At 41.1% G+C, this 20,432-nt stretch carries 14 protein-coding genes and 1 tRNA gene; 7 read left to right on the forward strand and 8 right to left on the reverse strand.

Features of this window, described 5'->3' with window-relative positions:
- Positions 1–5: 5 nt before the first annotated feature.
- The 5 genes from KSX81_RS08365 to KSX81_RS08385 are packed head-to-tail and all read right to left on the reverse strand — an operon-like array spanning position 6 to position 9,148.
- On the reverse strand, positions 6–1,079 hold the full coding sequence (locus KSX81_RS08365) for a cellulase family glycosylhydrolase (RefSeq protein ID WP_004323725.1): 1,074 nt from the start codon (positions 1,077–1,079) through the stop codon (positions 6–8).
- 36 nt (positions 1,080–1,115) lie between these two features.
- Positions 1,116–2,594, reverse strand: coding sequence for a BACON domain-containing protein (locus KSX81_RS08370; RefSeq protein WP_004323724.1), 1,479 nt, complete (start codon positions 2,592–2,594; stop codon positions 1,116–1,118).
- A gap of 46 nt (positions 2,595–2,640) precedes the next feature.
- Complete coding sequence (locus tag KSX81_RS08375) at positions 2,641–4,056, reverse strand: DUF5125 domain-containing protein (RefSeq protein ID WP_004298958.1); 1,416 nt, start codon at positions 4,054–4,056, stop codon at positions 2,641–2,643.
- A complete protein-coding gene (locus KSX81_RS08380) occupies positions 4,056–5,699 on the reverse strand; it encodes a RagB/SusD family nutrient uptake outer membrane protein (protein ID WP_254884199.1) in 1,644 nt (547 codons plus the stop codon). The genes KSX81_RS08375 and KSX81_RS08380 overlap by 1 nt, the downstream gene beginning before the upstream one ends.
- Positions 5,700–5,731: 32 nt before the next feature.
- Positions 5,732–9,148, reverse strand: a complete 3,417-nt coding sequence (locus KSX81_RS08385) for a SusC/RagA family TonB-linked outer membrane protein (RefSeq protein WP_217725820.1) — start codon at positions 9,146–9,148, stop codon at positions 5,732–5,734.
- A gap of 329 nt (positions 9,149–9,477) precedes the next feature.
- Here KSX81_RS08385 and KSX81_RS08390 point away from each other — a divergent pair, with 329 nt between their 5' ends.
- Both KSX81_RS08390 and KSX81_RS08395 read left to right on the forward strand, forming a co-directional pair.
- Positions 9,478–10,065 (forward strand): RNA polymerase sigma-70 factor, encoded by a 588-nt coding sequence (locus KSX81_RS08390; RefSeq protein ID WP_004298951.1) that lies wholly within the window; start codon positions 9,478–9,480, stop codon positions 10,063–10,065.
- 54 nt (positions 10,066–10,119) lie between these two features.
- Positions 10,120–11,166, forward strand: coding sequence for a FecR family protein (locus KSX81_RS08395; protein WP_217725819.1), 1,047 nt, complete (start codon positions 10,120–10,122; stop codon positions 11,164–11,166).
- A gap of 257 nt (positions 11,167–11,423) precedes the next feature.
- On the opposite strand, the gene KSX81_RS08400 is transcribed toward KSX81_RS08395, so the two are convergent.
- Together KSX81_RS08400 and KSX81_RS08405 are read right to left on the reverse strand one after the other, a co-directional pair.
- Positions 11,424–13,622 carry a GH92 family glycosyl hydrolase gene (locus tag KSX81_RS08400; protein WP_044919636.1) on the reverse strand — a complete coding sequence of 733 codons (2,199 nt, stop codon included), beginning with the start codon at positions 13,620–13,622 and terminating at the stop codon, positions 11,424–11,426.
- A 32-nt stretch (positions 13,623–13,654) separates the two neighbouring features.
- Entirely contained in the window at positions 13,655–14,929 is a 1,275-nt protein-coding gene (locus KSX81_RS08405) for a histidine-type phosphatase (RefSeq protein WP_004298945.1), read from the reverse strand.
- 230 nt (positions 14,930–15,159) lie between these two features.
- Between KSX81_RS08405 and sppA the strand changes: the two genes are divergently transcribed.
- The 5 genes from sppA to KSX81_RS08430 all read left to right on the forward strand — a co-directional run bounded on the left by sppA (position 15,160) and on the right by KSX81_RS08430 (position 20,133).
- Entirely contained in the window at positions 15,160–16,938 is a 1,779-nt protein-coding gene (sppA, locus tag KSX81_RS08410; protein WP_004298943.1) for a signal peptide peptidase SppA, read from the forward strand.
- Positions 16,939–16,948: 10 nt separating this feature from the next.
- The gene (lpxK, locus tag KSX81_RS08415; protein ID WP_004298941.1) at positions 16,949–18,079 is read left to right on the forward strand and encodes a tetraacyldisaccharide 4'-kinase; all 1,131 of its coding nucleotides are present in this window, start codon (positions 16,949–16,951) and stop codon (positions 18,077–18,079) included.
- Positions 18,036–18,845: a purine-nucleoside phosphorylase gene (locus tag KSX81_RS08420; RefSeq protein WP_004298940.1), complete on the forward strand. Its 810-nt coding sequence runs from the start codon at positions 18,036–18,038 to the stop codon at positions 18,843–18,845. Before lpxK ends, KSX81_RS08420 begins: the two co-directional genes overlap by 44 nt.
- A 16-nt stretch (positions 18,846–18,861) precedes the next feature.
- Entirely contained in the window at positions 18,862–19,899 is a 1,038-nt protein-coding gene (gene thiL / locus KSX81_RS08425) for a thiamine-phosphate kinase (RefSeq protein ID WP_004298938.1), read from the forward strand.
- A gap of 161 nt (positions 19,900–20,060) precedes the next feature.
- Positions 20,061–20,133 (forward strand) — tRNA-Phe (locus KSX81_RS08430).
- Between the two features lie 83 nt (positions 20,134–20,216).
- On the opposite strand, the gene KSX81_RS08435 is transcribed toward KSX81_RS08430, so the two are convergent.
- A complete protein-coding gene (locus KSX81_RS08435; RefSeq protein WP_004307025.1) occupies positions 20,217–20,423 on the reverse strand; it encodes a hypothetical protein in 207 nt (68 codons plus the stop codon).
- Positions 20,424–20,432 lie beyond the last annotated feature (9 nt).

The raw sequence follows: 20,432 nt of genomic DNA on the forward strand, positions 1-20,432 counted from the left end.
GGGAATTATTTAGTTAATGAACGAATACATTCCACTTCTTCTGTTGAATAAGGTGTCCCATCGCTACGGAAAATATCATGAAACCACAAGGAAGGTTCAGTTACATCAGGCAACGGAGTATCCCATGCAAAGATCGTATTTGTTTTTCCGGCTACAAGTCCCCAGTTTATTGCACCGATATTTTCTTTCTTTAGCATTGGCATAATATCTTGGAAAGTACTATTTTGAGTACGTGCCATATATTCCGTGCAAATCATCGGACGGCCATATTGCTTCAATGTGTCAATGAGCCGTTGATGCGAATCCAGACCTTCATACGTATGATAGGTTATCACATCCGAGTTTTCCAACTGAAACTTATTCAGATTAGTCAAACTCATATCCCAGACTCCGGCCGACAAGGGTTGCGACGGGTTAACTGTTCGTCCCCACGTAAATATATTCTGCAATAACGGCAGACTTCTTTCACCGTATCTATATCCGCCCGAACCACCGGGCTCATTATATAAATCCCACAACACAATTCTCTTATCATCCTTAAAAGTGGTAAGAATGTCTTTCACATAATTCTCCAAGACCGGAAGTATCACTGCCGGATCACCTTTATAATACAAATCTCCCGGATCACGCGCCCATCCCGAATTGTGTACTCCCGGCTGTGGTTCCGGCTGTTTACCAGCCTGATATACAGGATTCCAGCAATCATCCAGGAAGACGAAGATGGTAGAGATATGATGCTTGTCGGCAATAGTAAGGTATTCATTAATACGTTTCTTAAAACCTTCCTTATCCGTTTTCCAAACTAGATGGTGCAAATATACACGCATACAGTTCATTCCGATATCTTCTGCCCAGCCTAGTTCACGGTCAATAGTCACCGGATCAAAAGTATCAGCCTGCCACATCTCCAATTGGTTGATTGCCGTGCTCGGAATAAAATCACACCCACGAAGCCATCCCCATTGCTGATACCATTCATTAGCCTGCTCTTTCGTCCAGACTTCACGAACAGAGACTGTTTTCTGACTGCAGGCAATTAACATAATGCTAATAAAAAATGAGAGTAATATCTTTTTCATAATCGAATTTTACTTTATCTAATTAGAAACCTTTATTCATTTTCTCCATGTAAATATAACCATATCCCCCGGTTCAACCGCTATCGTAGAACCATCCGGACTTACAGTTGAGCCATCCTTCAGCACTCTGCTAACAGAACCATCCACATCAATTGCCAGATTCATCACATTACGAAAGTCTTTATTTACAACTACAAGATATTGGTTACTACCTTTCTCCAAGAAAGAGACAACAGCACCGGTATCACTCGTAGTCAATGATTTTATAGGAGTCGGCAGACTTCCCAAAGCTGTCGTTCCTTCCGGTATTTCACTTCCGGTATGAGATACTGAAATTACTTGTGCTCCCAAGAATATACCCGCAAGTTGTTGTACTTCCTGATTAACAGTCTTGACCAAATTATAAACTTCGGTCGGTTCGTCATGTTGAAGTCCGCGATAGGTAAAATACTGGATTGCCTGCGCACCATAAGCCAAATCACTGAAGACTTGTAATCTCAACTCGGGCAATGTCGGTATCTTATAAAAATGAGTTTCATCAAGCTTGTGGGAAAGTGCAAGTGCAAATGCCCAGAACGGCTTATTATTCTCTTTAGCAGCAGCCGATATTTCTTCCAGATTCCGATACCAGTCCGGACGGACAATGCTGGGAGCACCATTTATAGATACAATAGGATAATTGTCAAACGAAATAAATGGAACAGGAACTTGTTCTATAAACGACTTTATATTTTCAGAATAAAGTTCTTTCCCCCATGCCCAATTGGGGTATAAATTTATATAACAAGGATGATGGCTGTCGATGGTTTTAATCTTCTTCACCAATTCGCCCAAGCCCGGCAAATCATTCACTTCCGGTTCATCCTTCAAATGGTAGGCATACAAAGCCGGATGATTCATCATCGCTTTTACGACCTCTTCGGCAGTACCAACAGACAAGAGGTCCTTACAAGAAGTTATCATTTTCACTCCGGTCTTCTGTGCGGCGTCAAGCACCTTCAATGTTGTTTCCAAATCATCATACCATCCCAGATAAATATTAATGCCGGATGCTTTCATCACCGGGAATTTCTCCAGCGACTTATCTGCTTCCACTCCGGTCCATGCTATAATCGGAAACTCTCCATCAGTTGTAGGAATATAAGAATTACCCTGCATGATCTCAATTTCCTGTGTCTTCACTCCGTTAGGCACCACACGGAATACAGCTGTACGTCCGGTTCCTGTATTTGCATTTGCAGTAATTGTCACAGTTCCGTTTCCACTCCCTTTGGCCGGTGAGATGGTAACCCAAGACTGATCCGTCTCGTTTACAAATTTCCATTCCGTATTAGACTTTATCGAATAAACCTCCGTAAAACCGTCATTACCGATCTGTAACTTCTCCAAATTTCCGGAAATAGAAAAAGAGGCTTTCTCCGGGTCCATCGAACAGGACATCAATACCATTGGCAACATTGAAAAAAAGAATGCGACCAGTAATTTCTTACTATATGTTTTCATTGATATATACATAATTCTATTAAATATTAAATTAAAGACTATTAATCTTGACCCCCTCTTAATTATAAGGAGTCAATCGTATCACTTCTTTGGCTTTATCAATATGTATCGTATAAAGTCCGGCTTTAAAATCAGGACCGGGAATCAGATCGCCAGGGGCACTTCTCGTAATCAGGTTAGCAGGTTCAACCGTATACAGATTCTTCGTGTCCTCCTCTTGTGCCCAACCATATCCTCTAAAGAACTTAAATCCCATAGTCTGGTCGATATACACAACTGCTTCAAAAGCACTTGCACCTACCTTCTTAAAGAAGAACCATTGGTGAGGATATGCGAAATCCCAAGCAAGTGTAGCCACATAAGGTTCACGCGGGAATCCAACTCCAGTACCAACAATATACATCACTTCCGGATAAAAGACATCCCGCGGCCGCTCCATATACATAAAACCGTTTGATGTATTATATTTCAAATTATAAAGTACCGACGGACCATCGAATTTTGCTTTGCTTCCTGAAACATCTTTAAAGAATTCCGGCCGGAGCATGTTAGTGACATCACTACCAAAACCTATAAAATTAATCTTGGCACTTTCCACCAGCTGAACATCCAACTGGACATATCCTCCTCCCACATCAAAGAAGCGGGACTTATCAATATCAATGCTGTATGTCAAAGTCTTATCAGTCAGAAAACTCAACATATCAAAAGTGATATTCTCCAATGTATAACTCCCTACCTTAGGAGTCGGAATCGATGTAGCTGCATCATCAGTCACAATCGCGATCTTATCGTCTGAATATCCCCATACCAAACCGGAATAATCAGGTTTATTGTTTATTATCTTTTCGGCAACTTTAAAATGGTCGCCAATCCCTGCCAAATCCGCCGCACTCGTCCGGAAACTATAATCCGTTTCATTCTGACTCTCCTTGTCCATTTCATACACATTTCCCAAATCATCAACAAGGTATAATTTGGAAGGTGTTTCCGGACGGGTTACCGCCACACTTGCGGCCTCATCCAAAGTCAGGGTCGATTCATTGCCACCTAAATCGTTTACAGCCTTTATAGTTACCACAGGACGTCCATTCTGGAAACCGGCAACAAAAGGTAAAGTAGCTTCCTCTTCAATAACCGTAGAACGCCCACTCAATCCTTTAGACAAATTCAAGATTTCGGCCCCATCCATTGTCACTAATAATTGGAATGAAACCAAATCATTATATTCATCACTGATCTGTGCGGTGAACTTCACTTTATCACCAGCCGCCACAACCGTTTCACCATTCACGCCCCGCAATACGGCATTTTCTATTTTAGGTTTTGAAGGTGTAGGCCACTCCGGCCATTCACTTGGCTTACTAACATCATCTTTTGCACACGAAAGGAGCAATAACGACGACATGAATAATACATATATCTTTTTCATTTTTCTAAAGATCTCTAGTTTAACAATAATGAATGATGACATTAATTGCGAGCTGCCGCAAGATCCGCTTTCCATCCCTCACGTTCAAATGTCTGTACCAACACTTTTCCATAAGATTCCGAAGCTTGTTGAACCGCGTAATTAGGAATAGGCACATATTGATGTGTAGGAGCCACTCCTTTGATCTTCGCTGTACGTTGCGCATACTGATTAAAACGGATGAGATCTATTTTACGCATCCCTTCATACAACATTTCATGTCCTCTTTCCGTAAGTAAAGCATCTAGGAAGGCTTCAACATTCGCTGTTGCCGATGACGGAAGATCTCCCAGTCCGGCACGCTTACGCACCTCATTGACCACAGCAATAGCATCAGCGGACGGAGCTGCATTGTTTTTACGTACTTCGGCTTCCGCATACATGAGCAATACATCTGCCCAACGGGCTAACGGTATATCAGTCCCCTGAAAAGCCGTGGCCGTTTCAACCGGGAATTTATTAATTATAAATCCGTCCCATGTGGTTGTATTCCGGTCAATCCAAGTTCCGGCAGTCGTATAATATTTGGTAAGGATCACTTCACGACGTTTATCCAAAGGATCATACGTATCCCAAAATTTCGGAGACACGTTGAAGGTTTGTCCCCATCCCTGCCCTTGCAAGTAGAAAGGAGTCGGATTTCCCTGATCGTCCACTCTGGCTGCATTATCGGGAGTAGCGAGCATCATCAGCGGGTTAAAGTTACCGGACTTATTCGTACCGTCCGCCGTTTCATCACAGCTGACAGCCATAATCACTTCCGAATTGAAGTTATTGGCATTTTTAAATTGCTCAATATAAGGATTATCCCCTTTCTTGAAAAGACTATACCGCCCCTTCAACTCATTATACATATCAATTGCTTTCTGATAATAACCAGACATATAATAGCCTTCATTCAAGCAATGCCGCATGATGCATACACGTGCATAGTCTTTATTGTAACGTCCCTGTTCTGGCTGTGTATCTGCAATATACTGATAAGCATAATCAAAATCAGCCATAATCCACTCCGTCATTTGCTGTAATGTCGGACGTACCAGATTTTCCAGCTTTGAAGGATTAATCAGATCGTCCGGATCGACAATCAAAGGAACAGGACCATATACATGCAATAAATAATACATCATCAATCCCCGACAAAGACGGGCCTCGGCAATAAACTCCCTTTTACGCTCTTCGGAGACCACTTCGGTAGAAGCCTTCTCCAAAGTTCCAATCACATTGGTGAAGTAGGAAATCTCACTTACTTTCGGAAAATGATTCGGCCTTTCATCACTTAACGTACCACTCGTATAATAGACACACTGACTGAAATCGGCTTTGGAAAGAAAGTAGTATCCGCCTCCCCAACCATTATTCCACACAGCCATTTCATCTGTCGGATAATCAAAGAACTTCAGTACACCTCCGGCAGGGATATACCAACCGTGCTGATTACCACTTGTTCCAGCACCGATCCAATAGGTCCATGTTGTCGTAAAAGGCATATAGCAGGTCATCATAAATGATTCGTATTCGGCTTCAGTCACCGGATAATTAGAAACATTCAACGTGCCATACATCTTCGGATCAAAATTATCCTCACAACTGCACATGATAAATGCAATCATGACAAACACCTTAAATAATTTATTCTTATTCATATTTTCAATCTTTTCTTTCGTTACAGGTTTTCTTAGAAACATATTTTTGCTCCGAAGGAGTATGTTCTCGTCATCGGATACTCCGCTTTGGAGCCGTCACCCCCCGTCTTTATTTCAGGATCGACACCTACAAACTTGGTAAAAGTAAACGGATTCTGACAGTCGATAAAAACTCTGATAGAACTCACATAATCACCCACTCTTCCCAGCTTCTTTCCTGAAAGGTTGTATCCTAAAGTGATATTCCTGATACGTACGAACGAAGCATTCTGATAATCTTCCTCAAAACCTACGTTACCAGGCAAAGCGACAGCCTTTGTTGAAGCGATACCACGACGGTTTCCATTCTGATTGGTTTGAGAATTCCAGATAGTATATACATATTTGTTCGAATTCTTGGGACTCGTGTAATACACATCTCCGACAAGTGCCCAACGATATGCATAGTTATAGCGTGTACGTCCGAATTGTCCATACATAAATACATCCAGATCAAAATCTTTGTATACAAATGTATTTCCAAAGCCTATGTGAATTTTTGGAAGTGTATTCCGCATCTTTACATCATCAATCGTTATTTTATTATCCCCATTTGCATCCTTAATAATCGGATAACCGGGCTGTTGCGCATCTACCGGCAAAGATTTTTGCGATTCGGGCATATTACTTTTATCTATGTTGATAACGCCTTCCGTTTCATAGTAATAATAAGCATTCACCGGTTCGTTCTTACGGATTCGATATTCTTCATAATAATAATTGGGCATCCGTTCTTTCCAAACAGCATTATGATGTGATAAGGTCAATTGTGAGGTCCACTTAAACACACGGGGGATTTCAAAGTTAAGTGAGTTAATAGTCGCATCCCATCCGTAACGTACATAATGTCCATAATTCATCGGGACGGAAGATGTCATACTAAGCGGAGAGGCAGAGTCATATCCCAGCAAGTTGGTTACATCATTGCGGAACATATCAAAACTTCCCCAGATTCTATCTTTTAAAACAGAAAAGTCTACACCTATATTTTTCATGGTAGTCTTTTCCCAAGTAACATTCGGGTAATCAGGACCGCTAAGCAGATAGGGTACATAAGTCACTGAATTGTTGGAAAACTTGATATATTGGGCTGCCAGACTGAAAATGCCATAAAGCGAACTACCCAGATTATCATTACCTGTCTGTCCATAACTACCACGAATCTTCAACTGGTCAATCCATGATATATGCTTCATAAACGGCTCGTTAGATAATTTCCAGGCCAATGATACTGAAGGGAAATAGGCATATTTCTTTCCCGGGAAAAACTTATCCGTTCCATCGCGGCGAATAGTAGCGGCAACTACATATCTGTCGAGCACATCCACACTTGCCCTGGCAAATTGAGAACGACGTTCATCGGCTGCTCTGAAAGAAGTCGGGTAGAAAGCGCCTTCCGCAGCTTCCACCTTATCAGCAGCAATGTGATCGTTAATCTGTTCGTAGTCAAGTTCAAGACCATTTGAATCGTTCGTATACCTTCCCATACCGACTACGGCATCGACACGTAACAAATCTCCAAACTGCTTTTTGAAAGTCAACGTGCCTTCCATAGTTTGGTTTCTACGTTCAACATATCCCAAATGCCCTCTTGATTTATACATGTCCATAAAATATATATCAGAAGGAACATACAAGTTACGGTTAGCATTTTCCTTATTGATACCATACATCAAGCGGAAAGACAACATATCCTTGATTATATCCACATCGGCAGCAAAATTTAGATAATAACCGCTTGTTTTAGTCCGGTCACTAACTTTTATCATTTCGGCCGGGTTAGGGTAATTTGAATATAAGGTAGGTTTTCCGTCCTCACCTCTGATCGGTAAATAAGAAGGATAGGTTAAAGCCGATTGTATGGCATCATACCCATTTCCACCCCCACCGCCACCGGAAGTTGAGTTTGTATATTCATTCTCATTTACATTGACAATTGCTGTCAACTTAAGAAATGGAAGCAATTGTGAAGATATGTTTGTCCGAAGAGCATAACGTTCCATAGCGGAGTTTTCTACCGTACCTTCCTGTTTGTAGTAATTTCCGGACAGATAATATTTCAGCAGTTTAGAACCGCCCGTAATTGTGATATTATGATTATTGATGCTACCATCCTTTAATACACAATCCAGCCAGTCTGTTGTTTGAGCGGCAGCTATCTGTTGAGGTGAGAATTGAGGTACCCATTTATTATCAAAAGGTTTATCACCATAAGGATACATACCGTTCGTAAATAAATAGTTTTCTTTATTGAAAATGTTGGCAACATTCATGTATTCTTCCCCACTCAAAGGTTCCAGATACGGATAGTTTTTCACGATAGAATAATTTCCTTCATAAGTGATTTGGGGACGAGTTTCAGTACCTTTCTTTGTAGTGATCAATACGACCCCATTGGCTGCACCAATTCCATAAATGGAGGCAGATGCATCCTTTAACACTTCGATAGATTCAATATCGGCAGGATTAAGTCCGGCCAATCCCGAACGATTGATAGAGTTGGGCATAACCTGATTTCCGTTTCCAACCTCTAAAGAAGTGGAAGGCATCATTACTCCATCCACTATAAAGATAGGAGTACCTGCCCCACGAATTGAAAGGTCAACTGCTCCACCCGGTTGCGGGCTTGTCAACGTAGCTTCCAGTCCGGCAGCCCGCCCAAGCAACATCTGTGACATATTACTTGTTGCGGCTCGCGATATTTTTTCCGTTTTTACCGTTGCAATGGAAGTGGTCAGATTCTTACGGGTGGTCGTTCCATACCCTACCACAACGACTTCATCCAATTGTTTTGAATCCTCTTTCATCGTCACATTCAACGTCATCGGTCGGGTAATTTTCTGCGTATATGTAGTGTAACCTATTGAAGTAAATTTCAGTGTCGAGCCTTCCGGAACTTGCAACTGGTAATTGCCATCTATACCGGTAATCGTTCCTTGAGTAGCCCCTTCTATCATCACAGTCACTCCCGGAAGAGCTTCGCCGGATTCATCCACTACTTTGCCTGTCACCTTGACCGGCTGTTTGTTATCCTGTGCCCGAGATGAAACTTTGTTTAATACAATCTGACGTTTTTCAATCGTATAAGATACTCCTTCGCCTTTAAAAAGTCTATCCAGTACCAGAGTCATCAATTCATTTTTCACAGAAATACTTACGATACGGCTTACATCAACAATATCTTTGTTGTATAAGAAACGATATTCTGTCTGATTTTCGATACTAGTCAAGACCTCCTCTACAGTCACATTTTTCAGTCGCAATGTAATTTTGGCGGATTGTGCCAGGATAGGTATACTGATAGCTTGCAAAGCTATACAAAACAACCATATAGCACAGATTCTCCCCATTTTTACATTCGCAGGTACATTAATTCTCTTTTTCATTTTTCTAATTGAAATAAGTTTCATACCTTTACATGTTTGGTTATTGGTTCTACAAATAAGTTGATTAACGAATAACTGAATCTTTGGAAAGGAAGGTGAGTCAGACCTTCCTTTTTTTTTATCAGTTGTCGGAAGCTGAATTCACTGATTATGTCTTTCTCATGGCTTGTATTATTTAAAGGTTAATAAATGTGTTTTTCTCTCGTTTCTATCAATAAGACGTTTCTAAAAATAAAAGCCACATTGGATATCGCATTATTTTTTCATCTGCATTATTTTTTCTTCAAACTATCGTTTATCCCAAATAATCTTTCTATTTTTACCCCCGACAATAGAACCTTTACTACAATACTATGCCGAATATCCAACAACAGACTTCCGACGACCGTTTTCTGGTAATAGCACTAAAACAGGATGATAAACAGGCTTTTACCCGACTATTCCATATTTATTATAAAGATTTGGTATTGTTTGGCGGTACTTACATCCCGGAGAAATCTACCTGTGAAGATATTGTGCAAAATATCTTTCTCAAACTATGGAATGACCGGAAATCATTGGTAATTGAGAACTCACTAAAATCATATTTACTGAAAGCGGTCAGAAATTACTGTCTGGACGAATTACGCCATCGCAGGATTATAGATGAACACATTGCTTACGAACTTAAATCGGATTCTATAGATATAGATACGACAGAAAACTACATACTGTATTCTGATTTATGCCGACAACTTAAAAATGCATTGGAACAATTACCTCCTCAAGAAAGAGAAGTGTTCGAGATGAGCCGATTAGAAAACATTAAATATCAGGAAATAGCCAATCGCCTGAATATCTCTGTCAGAACGGTAGAAGTACGTATCAGCAAAGCATTGAAGCAGCTCCGCATCTTATTAAAAGATTTTTATTTACTACTTTTTTTATTTCTTTTCCACTAATGAATGTGGGATTTTCTTTCTGAAACGTCTATTATATATAAGGTAAAATGCATTATGATAAATAAAGATTCAGACATAGAGATTATAATCTCCAGATATCTCTCGAAAGAGGCTACACCAGAAGAAATAAAGGTACTGGATGATTGGATATCGGCTACTCCCGAAAACTATAGGAATTTTCTATCACAAAAGAATGTGTGGGAAGTCAGTCACCCGGCTTTTAATCCGGAAGAGATAGATGTGAACAGTGCGCACAGAAAAGTAATGGAGCAGATTCTCCATCCAAACCAGCCGGTTTCCGTTCGTCCTAAGTTGTCCTTCCTACACTATTGGCAGCAAGTGGCAGCTATCTTACTTCTTCCTTTACTGATATTATCTGCTTATCTTTATTTTAAACCCGCTTCTCAAATTGCAGAGACTTATCAGGAGCTATTCACTCCTTATGGCACTTGGTCGGTAGTTAATCTGCCTGACGGTTCTAAGGTTTGGCTAAATGCCGGAAGTTCTTTAAAGTATCCGACTCAATTCAATGATAAGCAAAGAGTTGTTTCAATGCAGGGTGAAGCCTATTTTGAAGTAGAATCCGATAAAGAGCATCCCTTCATCGTAAAAACAAAACAACTAACTGTAGAAGCTACCGGCACTGCATTCAATGTGAACGCATACGCTCCGGATCATGTAGCAGCAGTGACGTTAGTAAAAGGAAAGGTCGCAGTTACTCTTGACCAGAAAAAGACGATTTCCCTTTCACCGGGAGAGAAAATTGACTATAATCTAGCCACTTCTTTATATAACGTCAATAAGACCAACACTTATAAATGGTGCTCATGGAAAGATGGAATACTCATTTTTAGAGATGACCCGCTGGAATATGTATTCAAACGTTTGGGACAGACTTATAACGTGGAATTTATTCTGAAAGACGCCGAATTAGGAAAGTATTCCTATAAAGCGACTTTTGAAGGTGAATCTTTAAATGAGATTTTGCGCTTGCTTGAAATGAGTGCACCTATTCGCTGTAAAGAGGTTAGTAACCGCAACAGCAATAATGAGAAGTTTGAAAAGCAGCGTATAGAGGTGAGTAGGATTGTAGGGAAATAAGTTTGTATTAGTACAAACTTAATCGTATGGCTTCAAATTAATTTCATTTGGTAGTATTAAGTTGTACGACACCCGGGTCTCATGCACACCGACACCCGGGTGTTGAACATGCTGACACCCGGGTGTCAAGCAGCATGAGACCCGGGTGTCGTACAATTTATTCTTGCAGTATCTTTTTTTCTTCTCTACTATAAGTTATGATCCCAACCACTATTAATTAAAGTCATTAGTCCCATAACAGTACAGAAACGAATTTATTACTTCATCTTGTATACCAGCGTTCCTCCTTTTACAATATCCTCATGCGAGATTGTTTTCTTCGTATATGGTTCGCCATTCAATGTAATACTATCTACATATTTATGTTCTTTCGACAAATTCTCCGCAATAATCGTGAAAGTCTTGCCATCGGCCAGATGCAAGGTCATCTTCGGCAACTGTGGAGCACCGAATACATATTCCGCACTTACCGGATCTACCGGATAAAATCCCATCGCACTAAGCATATACCAGGCAGACATCTGTCCGCAATCATCATTTCCGCAAAGTCCGTCGGGTTTGTTTTTGTATTGAGTATCAAATATTTCACGAACCAATTCCTGTGTACGTTCCGGACGACCAGCCAGTGCATACAAATAAGTCACATGATGGCTTGGCTCATTTCCATGAGCATATTGCCCGATTAATCCAGTAACATCTGCTAAACTTTCACCTTCTAGCTTAACCGTAAACAATGAGTCTAATTTATTCAAGAAAGGTTTTTCTCCCCCAAACAACTGGATTAATCCTGGAACATCATGTTGTACATGCCAAGTATATTGCCATGCATTTCCTTCCGTATAATCTCCACCGACACTTTCAGAATGTGCCAACGCACTTGGGTTAAACGGAGCTTTCCAAGTTCCGTCAGCTTTGCGCGGACGCATGAACTTCGTCTCCGGATCGAAAAGATTCTTATAATAGTCAGCACGTTTCGCGAAGTAAGCGGCATCTTCCTCTTTACCCATACGACGTGCCATATCGGCAGCAGCATAATCATCATATACAGATTCTAAAGTGGAAGATACAGATTCTGCTTTTATCAGATCTGTCGGGAAATAACCATATTTCGTATAAACCTCCCAATCAGACTTCAACGGATGAGATACAGTCTGCGTCTTCTTTATTATATTGAAAGCACGTTCAGCGTCAAAGCCACGGAATCCTTTGCGATAAGCCTCGGCAATGACTGATACGCCGTGATTACCAATCATACAGAAATTCTCTTTTCCCCACAATCCCCAAATAGGCAGGAAGCCTTGCACTTCACCCTGTTCGATGAGAGAATTCACAAAACCGTCCACACGTTCGGGAATCACTAATGTATAAAACGGATGAGCGGCACGGTAAGTATCCCACAAAGAGAACGTAGAATAGAAAGCACCCGTTCCAGCCTTTACTATAGAGTCGGCAGCATTACGATACATACCGTCTACGTCCGAAATTTGATTAGGCTGAATCAATGCGTGGTAGAAACAAGTATAGAAATTTGTCTTTTCATCATCGGTACCCTCTATTTCAATACGGCTCAAATAGTTATTCCATTCATTGTGGGCGGCAGTTCTCACTCCTTCAAAATCCCAGGCAGGAATTTCTGCTTCCAGATTCTTTTTAGCCCCGTCTATGCTGGTGGTGGAAAGAGCCACTTTCATCATCAGCTCGTCTCCCGGCTGCATGTCAAAAGAGGCTATGATGCGTTTTCCTTTTTCTGTTTCGCCCATCGGAAGATAAAGTGAATCGACTACCGGACGATTGAATTTCATCACAAAGAAATAATCCTGATTGACCCATACCGTGTTATTGACATGCCCTGTCAGTGTTTGAGCATCTTCCCAGTTCACTTCACAACTATTAACTTGTGAATGATATTGTTCTTCTCTCCATGCAGGACCATGTTGCAAGTCAATCAATATAGAGGCAGAATCAGCCTTGTGATAAGTATAGCGGTGAAGGGCAGCATGGATAGAGGCAGTCAGTTCCGCTTTTACCTGTGGATCAGAGAGCTCTGCGGTGTAATATCCCGGAGTAGCCGCTTCTTTATCTTTAGGGAAATGACTACGATAAGCATCCCACGCACGGGCACGTGTGCCAGTGACCGGCATCACCAAAATATCACCTAAGTCCATACATCCCGTTCCATTCAGATGTGTTTGAGTAAATCCCCAAATCAGAGAATCCTCATAAACATATTCAGAACAGTAGCGCCAACCAACTGCTCCCGTCACAGGACTGGTCTGTATCATACCGAAAGGATAACATGCGCCGGGAAATGTATGCCCGTTGTCTGCGCCACCGATAAAGGTATTAACGTATTGAGTATAATCTTTTGTATCCGTCTTTTCAGCCGGAGTACAAGAAGAATAAAAAAACAAGCCTGCTGCCAGAGTTGCAGCCATAAAAGGGGTTTTTCTTCTCATGGTAAATATAATAATGTTAAGTTAATGCCGCATTATATATGCTGATATTTATCTAATTTTTCACGATAGTAGCTTTCTACATCTTTCCAGTGGTAATAAGGAGCTACGTCTGTTTTCACCGGTAGTTTAGTTTCCTTTTCATTAAGTAATACTTTTACCAATACATCGTTACTTCCTTTTTTATGAAAAAAGACGAATTGCACGTTACTAGCCATCGGGAAAATATCATACGCTCTCCATTGTTCGGATAACTTTTCTACATCAGGGTAAGATTCACCATAATGATTCAGTTCCAATAAAGCGACCAACGGTAACAGACAAGACTCATGGCCAAATCTTAAAGTGGCCTGCTTTTTACCTTCTTTCAAAGCAGCATCTGCCCTATCTAAAATATTACGTAACAAGTCGGCTTCCCGATAGGGCATCAAACCATCCGTTACAGGAGAACAAGCGTGTGTCAGATACCAATATAAGTTGTTACAGCTCCATAGATCATAACACTCTTCATCCGTGAAAAGAGAATATAGCTGCATATCTGTATCATGACTCTGCATATTACAAGCCAAATCAAAAAGACGTCTCATCAGGCGCGCTTCATCAACGTTTGCTTTGACATACGCTTCGTCTGTAAACAATGTTTTCATCAACCGTTCCGGACGTACATGGGTAGCCTCAAAATCTTTCTGAACCTTTTTCACTTTATCGGAACTAGCTATTTTACTCAAATCCTTAGCAGGAGGATTCATGTAATACATATCATGGTAACTTGCATCATTCTTGATACATAGATTAGGATTTATCGCCTGCAATTGGAGACACTCGGATGTCATGGATAATATACACCGGATGACAACTGTGGAACGGGCATCCACTTCTGTTCCATCCGCAAATATTTGTGGGAAATTAGTATACATACGCTTTGCAATTCCTCTGTGTTGGCGTGCTCCCACCGAAGTCAGTTCACCAAGACGACCTTCCGCCATATCAGCCATGCGCAAAACAATATCCAGTGTGTTTTTACCTGTTGCAGTAAGTTTGTTTAAAGAATCGGCTTTTAATAAAGTTTGCTTGGGGAAACGATAATCATTCGGATCAATCAAATACCGTGAACCATGACGCATATATGTACTGATATAAAAAGGTTCGTACCCCTTAGGAGCAGCTGTCTGCTTGGCAGTAGGCGTGGGATATGCATAATAATTATTAGCGGATAAATACCGGTTTGCACGGATCTCTTCACGAGCAGTTTGCGCTTGTACCGTCCATACAAACAAGAGCAATAAAAAGATAGATGTGAGTTTTTTCATGATAGTATTATTCAATGTATTAATAGTTGTGCCACAAAATTAGAGATTTCTTCTCATTTAAAAGGATTTGATACAGACAAATATACTTAAATCTTAAATGAAGGAAGTTCCTATTTATATGGATTCGCTGTGATAAAACAAAAATTCGTACGACTTATTGAATAAATATCAACTCAATTATTTATCTTTGTTAGCTTAATAACAAGCTGGCGCAAAAAACAATAAGTATAATGAAAGATTTCTTGAAATTTACACTTGCCACGGTGACAGGTATCATTTTGTCAAGTATTGTATTATTTATAATCAGCATGGTAACGTTGTTTGGCATCATGTCTGCTTCGGACACGGAAACAATCGTAAAAAAGAATTCTGTAATGATGCTCGACTTAAACGGAACGTTGGTTGAACGTACGCAAGAAGATCCGCTGGGTATTTTATCACAGTTGTTGGGTGACGGATCTAACACGTACGGACTGGACGATATTCTTTCTTCTATCCAGAAGGCTAAAGAAAACGAAAATATTAAAGGGATTTATCTACAGGCAAACTCATTAGGCACCTCCTATGCTTCTTTGCAGGAAATCCGCAACGCACTGCTCGACTTCAAAGAAAGTGGAAAATTCGTTATTGCTTATGCAGACTCCTATACGCAGGGACTTTATTATCTTTCCAGTGCAGCCGATAAGGTGTTGCTCAATCCCAAAGGAATGATTGAATGGCGGGGTATCGCCTCTGCTCCCCTGTTCTACAAAGATTTGCTGCAAAAAATAGGAGTTGAGATGCAGGTGTTCAAGGTAGGAACTTACAAATCTGCCGTAGAGCCGTTTATTGCTACGGAAATGAGTCCTGCCAACCGCGAACAGGTTACCACATTTATCACTTCTATCTGGGGGCAGGTTACGGAAGGGGTATCTACTTCACGCAATATTTCTGTAGACTCACTGAATGTTTATGCAGATCGCATGCTCATGTTCTATCCGGCAGAAGAGAGTATAAAATGCGGATTGGCTGATACACTGATTTATCGCAATGATGTGCGCAATTATCTTAAGAAATTGGTAGAGATCAATGAAGATGATAATCTTCCTATATTAGGATTGGGCGACATGATGAACGTAAGGAAAAATGTGCCGAAAGATAAAAGCGGTAATATCGTAGCTGTTTATTATGCATCCGGTGAGATTACAGACTATCCGAGCTCTGCAACTTCCGAAGACGGGATTGTCGGTTCGAAAGTCATTCGTGACCTGCGCAAATTGAAAGATAATGATGATGTGAAAGCTGTTGTACTCCGTGTCAACTCTCCAGGTGGAAGCGCTTTCGCCTCGGAACAAATCTGGCATGCTGTAAAAGAGCTGAAAACAAAGAAACCGGTCATTGTCTCTATGGGTGATTATGCTGCGTCAGGAGGTTACTACATCTCTTGCGTTGCCGATACGATTGTTGCAGAGCCTACTACCCTGACCGGTTCTATCGGAATCTTCGGTATGATTCCTAATGTGAAAGGATTGACTGACAAAATCGGCTTAAGTTATGATGTCGTAAAAACGAATAAATACGCTGATTTCGGAAATATCATGCGTCCGTTTAACGAGGATGAGAAATCATTGCTTCAAATGATGATAACTGAAGGATATGATACCTTTGTAACTCGTTGTGCCGAAGGACGTCACATGACGAAGGAAGCTATCGAGAAGATTGCCGAAGGCCGTGTATGGACTGGGGAAACTGCTAAAGAACTGGGATTAGTAGACGAATTAGGTGGCATTGACAAGGCACTGGATATTGCTGTTGCAAAAGCCGGTATCGAAGGCTATACCGTTGTGTCTTATCCTGAGAAACAAGATTTCCTGTCTTCCCTGCTTGATACGAAACCGACGAATTATGTAGAATCACAATTACTGAAAAGTAAATTAGGCGAGTACTACCAGCAATTCGGCTTACTGAAAAATCTGCAAGAACAATCCATGATTCAGGCACGTATTCCGTTCGAACTGAATATAAAATAAACCGTAATACATGGACGAACACTTTATCAAGATACATAAGTGGCTCTACCCTGCCTCCTGGCTCTACGGAGCAGTGGTAATGATGAGAAATAAACTCTTTGACTGGGAAGTTCTTCAATCAAAGAGTTTTGATATACCTATCATCAGCGTGGGTAATCTCGCTGTAGGAGGGACAGGAAAAACTCCACACACTGAATATCTGATAAAGTTTCTTTGTAATCAATATAAGGTAGCTGTATTAAGCCGGGGATATAAACGGCACACGAAAGGTTATGTATTGGCAACTCCGGAAAGTACGGCAAGAAGCATTGGCGACGAACCTTACCAGATGCATCAAAAATTCCCGTCTGTCACAGTAGCTGTCGATGAAAAGCGTTGTCATGGCATAGAAAAGTTGCTTGCACTGCAAAAGCCTTCAATAGATGTTATCCTATTGGACGATGCTTTCCAGCACCGATACGTCAAACCGGGATTGAGTATTCTGTTAACGGATTATCACCGATTATTCTGTGATGACACTTTGCTCCCCGCAGGACGGCTTCGTGAACCAATTAGCGGCAAGAATCGGGCGCAAATCGTTATTGTCACCAAATGCCCGCAAGACATCAAGCCTATTGATTATAACATTATCACGAAACGGCTGAACCTTTATCCATATCAACAGTTATTCTTCTCATCGTTCCGGTATGGTAACCTGCAACCAGTGTTCCCTACCATGTCTCCGGACACAAATGCAATTTCGACAAACCATGAGGTTGCTTTGTCCTCACTGACAAACACTGATATATTATTGATGACGGGAATTGCCTCACCTGCCCCTATTCTCGAAAGACTGGAAGGTTGTACCAAACAAATAGATTTACTATCGTTTGACGATCACCACAATTTCACTCATCGGGATATACAGCTTATCAAAGAACGGTTTCATAAACTGAAAGGAGAACACCGGTTGATTATTACCACCGAGAAAGATGCAACACGCCTGATTAACCATCCGGCTTTGGACAAGGAATTGAAACCATTTATCTACGCCTTGCCTATTGAAATTGAAATATTACAAAATCAACAAGATAAATTTAACCAACATATTATTGACTATGTTAGAGAAAATACAAGAAACCGCAGCTTATCTGAAAGGTAAGATGCATACCAGTCCGGAAACTGCTATTATACTAGGCACCGGGCTTGGCAGTTTGGCAAACGAAATCACCGAGAAGTATGAAATAAAGTATTCGGATATCCCCAACTTCCCGGTATCTACCGTCGAAGGTCATAGCGGTAAGCTGATTTTCGGCAAACTAGGCAATAAGGATATCATGGCTATGCAGGGACGCTTCCACTATTACGAGGGTTATTCGATGAAAGAAGTAACTTTCCCTGTACGTGTCATGCGTGAATTAGGTATCAAAACCTTGTTTGTATCCAATGCCAGTGGCGGTACAAATGCAGATTTCGAAATCGGTGACCTGATGATTATCACTGACCATATCAACTATTTCCCCGAACATCCGCTTCGCGGAAAAAATATCCCTTACGGACCTCGCTTCCCGGACATGAGCGAAGCATACTGCAAGGAATTGATTAGTAAGGCTGACGAGATTGCCAAAGAAAAAGGAATTAAAGTACAACACGGAGTGTATATTGGTACGCAAGGTCCTACTTTCGAAACTCCTGCCGAATATAAATTATTCCATATCCTTGGTGCTGATGCAGTTGGTATGTCTACCGTTCCGGAAGTTATCGTAGCCAACCATTGTGGTATCAAAGTTTTTGGTATTTCCGTCATTACCGACTTAGGAGTAGAAGGAAAAATCGTAGAAGTAACACACGAAGAAGTTCAGAAAGCCGCTGACGCTGCTCAACCGAAAATGACCACGATCATGCGCGAACTTATCAACCGTGCCTAAACAATCATCCCGATTTATGAGAACTGAAATAGCATCTCTCGGTGAGTTTGGTCTGATTGACCGCCTCACCGAGGGAATCAAACTGGAAAACGAATCCAGCAAATATGGAGTGGGCGACGATGCCGCCGTTCTCTCCTACCCTTCAGAAAAGCAAGTACTGGTAACAACCGACCTGCTTATGGAAGGTGTGCATTTTGACCTGACTTATGTTCCCTTGAAGCATTTGGGATATAAATCAGCAGTAGTTAATTTCTCCGATATTTATGCCATGAACGGTACTCCCCGGCAGATTACGGTATCTCTTGGTCTTTCCAAGCGTTTCAGCGTGGAAGATATGGACGAACTTTATTCCGGTATCCGTCTGGCTTGCCAGCAATATAATGTCGACATTGTGGGAGGCGATACCACTTCTTCCTTGACAGGCCTTGCTATCAGCATCACCTGTATTGGCGATGCCGACAAGGATAAAGTAGTTTACCGTAATGGCGCCAAAGACACTGACCTGATCTGCGTCAGCGGCGACTTGGGGGCAGCCTATATGGGTTTACAACTCTTGGAACGTGAAAAAGTCGTATTGCAAGGTGATAAAGATGTCCAACCGGATTTCTCCGGCAAAGAGTATTTATTAGAACGCCAATTGAAACCGGAAGCGCGCAAAGATATCATTGAGAAATTGGCAGCCGCCAATATTGTCCCTACTTCTATGATGGACATTTCCGACGGCCTGTCATCAGAACTGATGCATATCTGCAAACAAAGCAATGCTGGTTGCCGCGTTTACGAGGAGCATATCCCAATCGATTATCAGACTGCTGTTATGGCTGAAGAGTTTAACATGAATCTTACGACTTGTGCCTTGAATGGTGGAGAAGATTATGAACTACTCTTTACTGTTTCCATCGCCGATCATGAGAAAATTTCACAAATGGAAGGAGTTCGTCTCATCGGACATATTACCAAACCCGAACTTGGCTGTGCATTGATTACCCGTGATGGACAAGAATTCGAACTAAAAGCACAGGGATGGAATCCATTAAAAGAAGATAAGCAATAGATTTCATCACATACCTGAAATATTTTTCATCTTATACAACACTGATAATTAGCCGACTAACTTTTTATCAGTGTTTTTTATTTCCATAAGACTTGCAGAATCCAAAAGTTTCACTACCTTTGCAACCGCAAAAGAGATATTACCGGACCGAACAAGCATGAGGTGCCATAGCTCAGTTGGTAGAGCAAAGGACTGAAAATCCTTGTGTCCCCGGTTCGATTCCTGGTGGCACCACTAATGATTCGGTAATAAAAAATCCCTTGAACTTTTGAAGTTCAAGGGATTTTTTTATTCCTCGTATTGCAATTTGCAACCGCCTATACTTTAGAACTATGCAGTTTTTTATAAATCTCCACACGAGCATCTATTTCTGCTTGAGTCAAATGCGCAGGAAGTTCAATGGTAGTCCGCGGAGTTATTGCTACCAATACCATATCTCCCAAACCCTTTTTATACTCTTTAATAACATTTTCAGTAAACTGACTGGATGAAATAACATCACGCATTATATTACCTTTTTTCATATCTCTAAT

The sequence above is a fragment of the Bacteroides sp. MSK.18.37 genome (assembly GCF_019129155.2).
Taxonomy (GTDB): domain Bacteria; phylum Bacteroidota; class Bacteroidia; order Bacteroidales; family Bacteroidaceae; genus Bacteroides; species Bacteroides ovatus.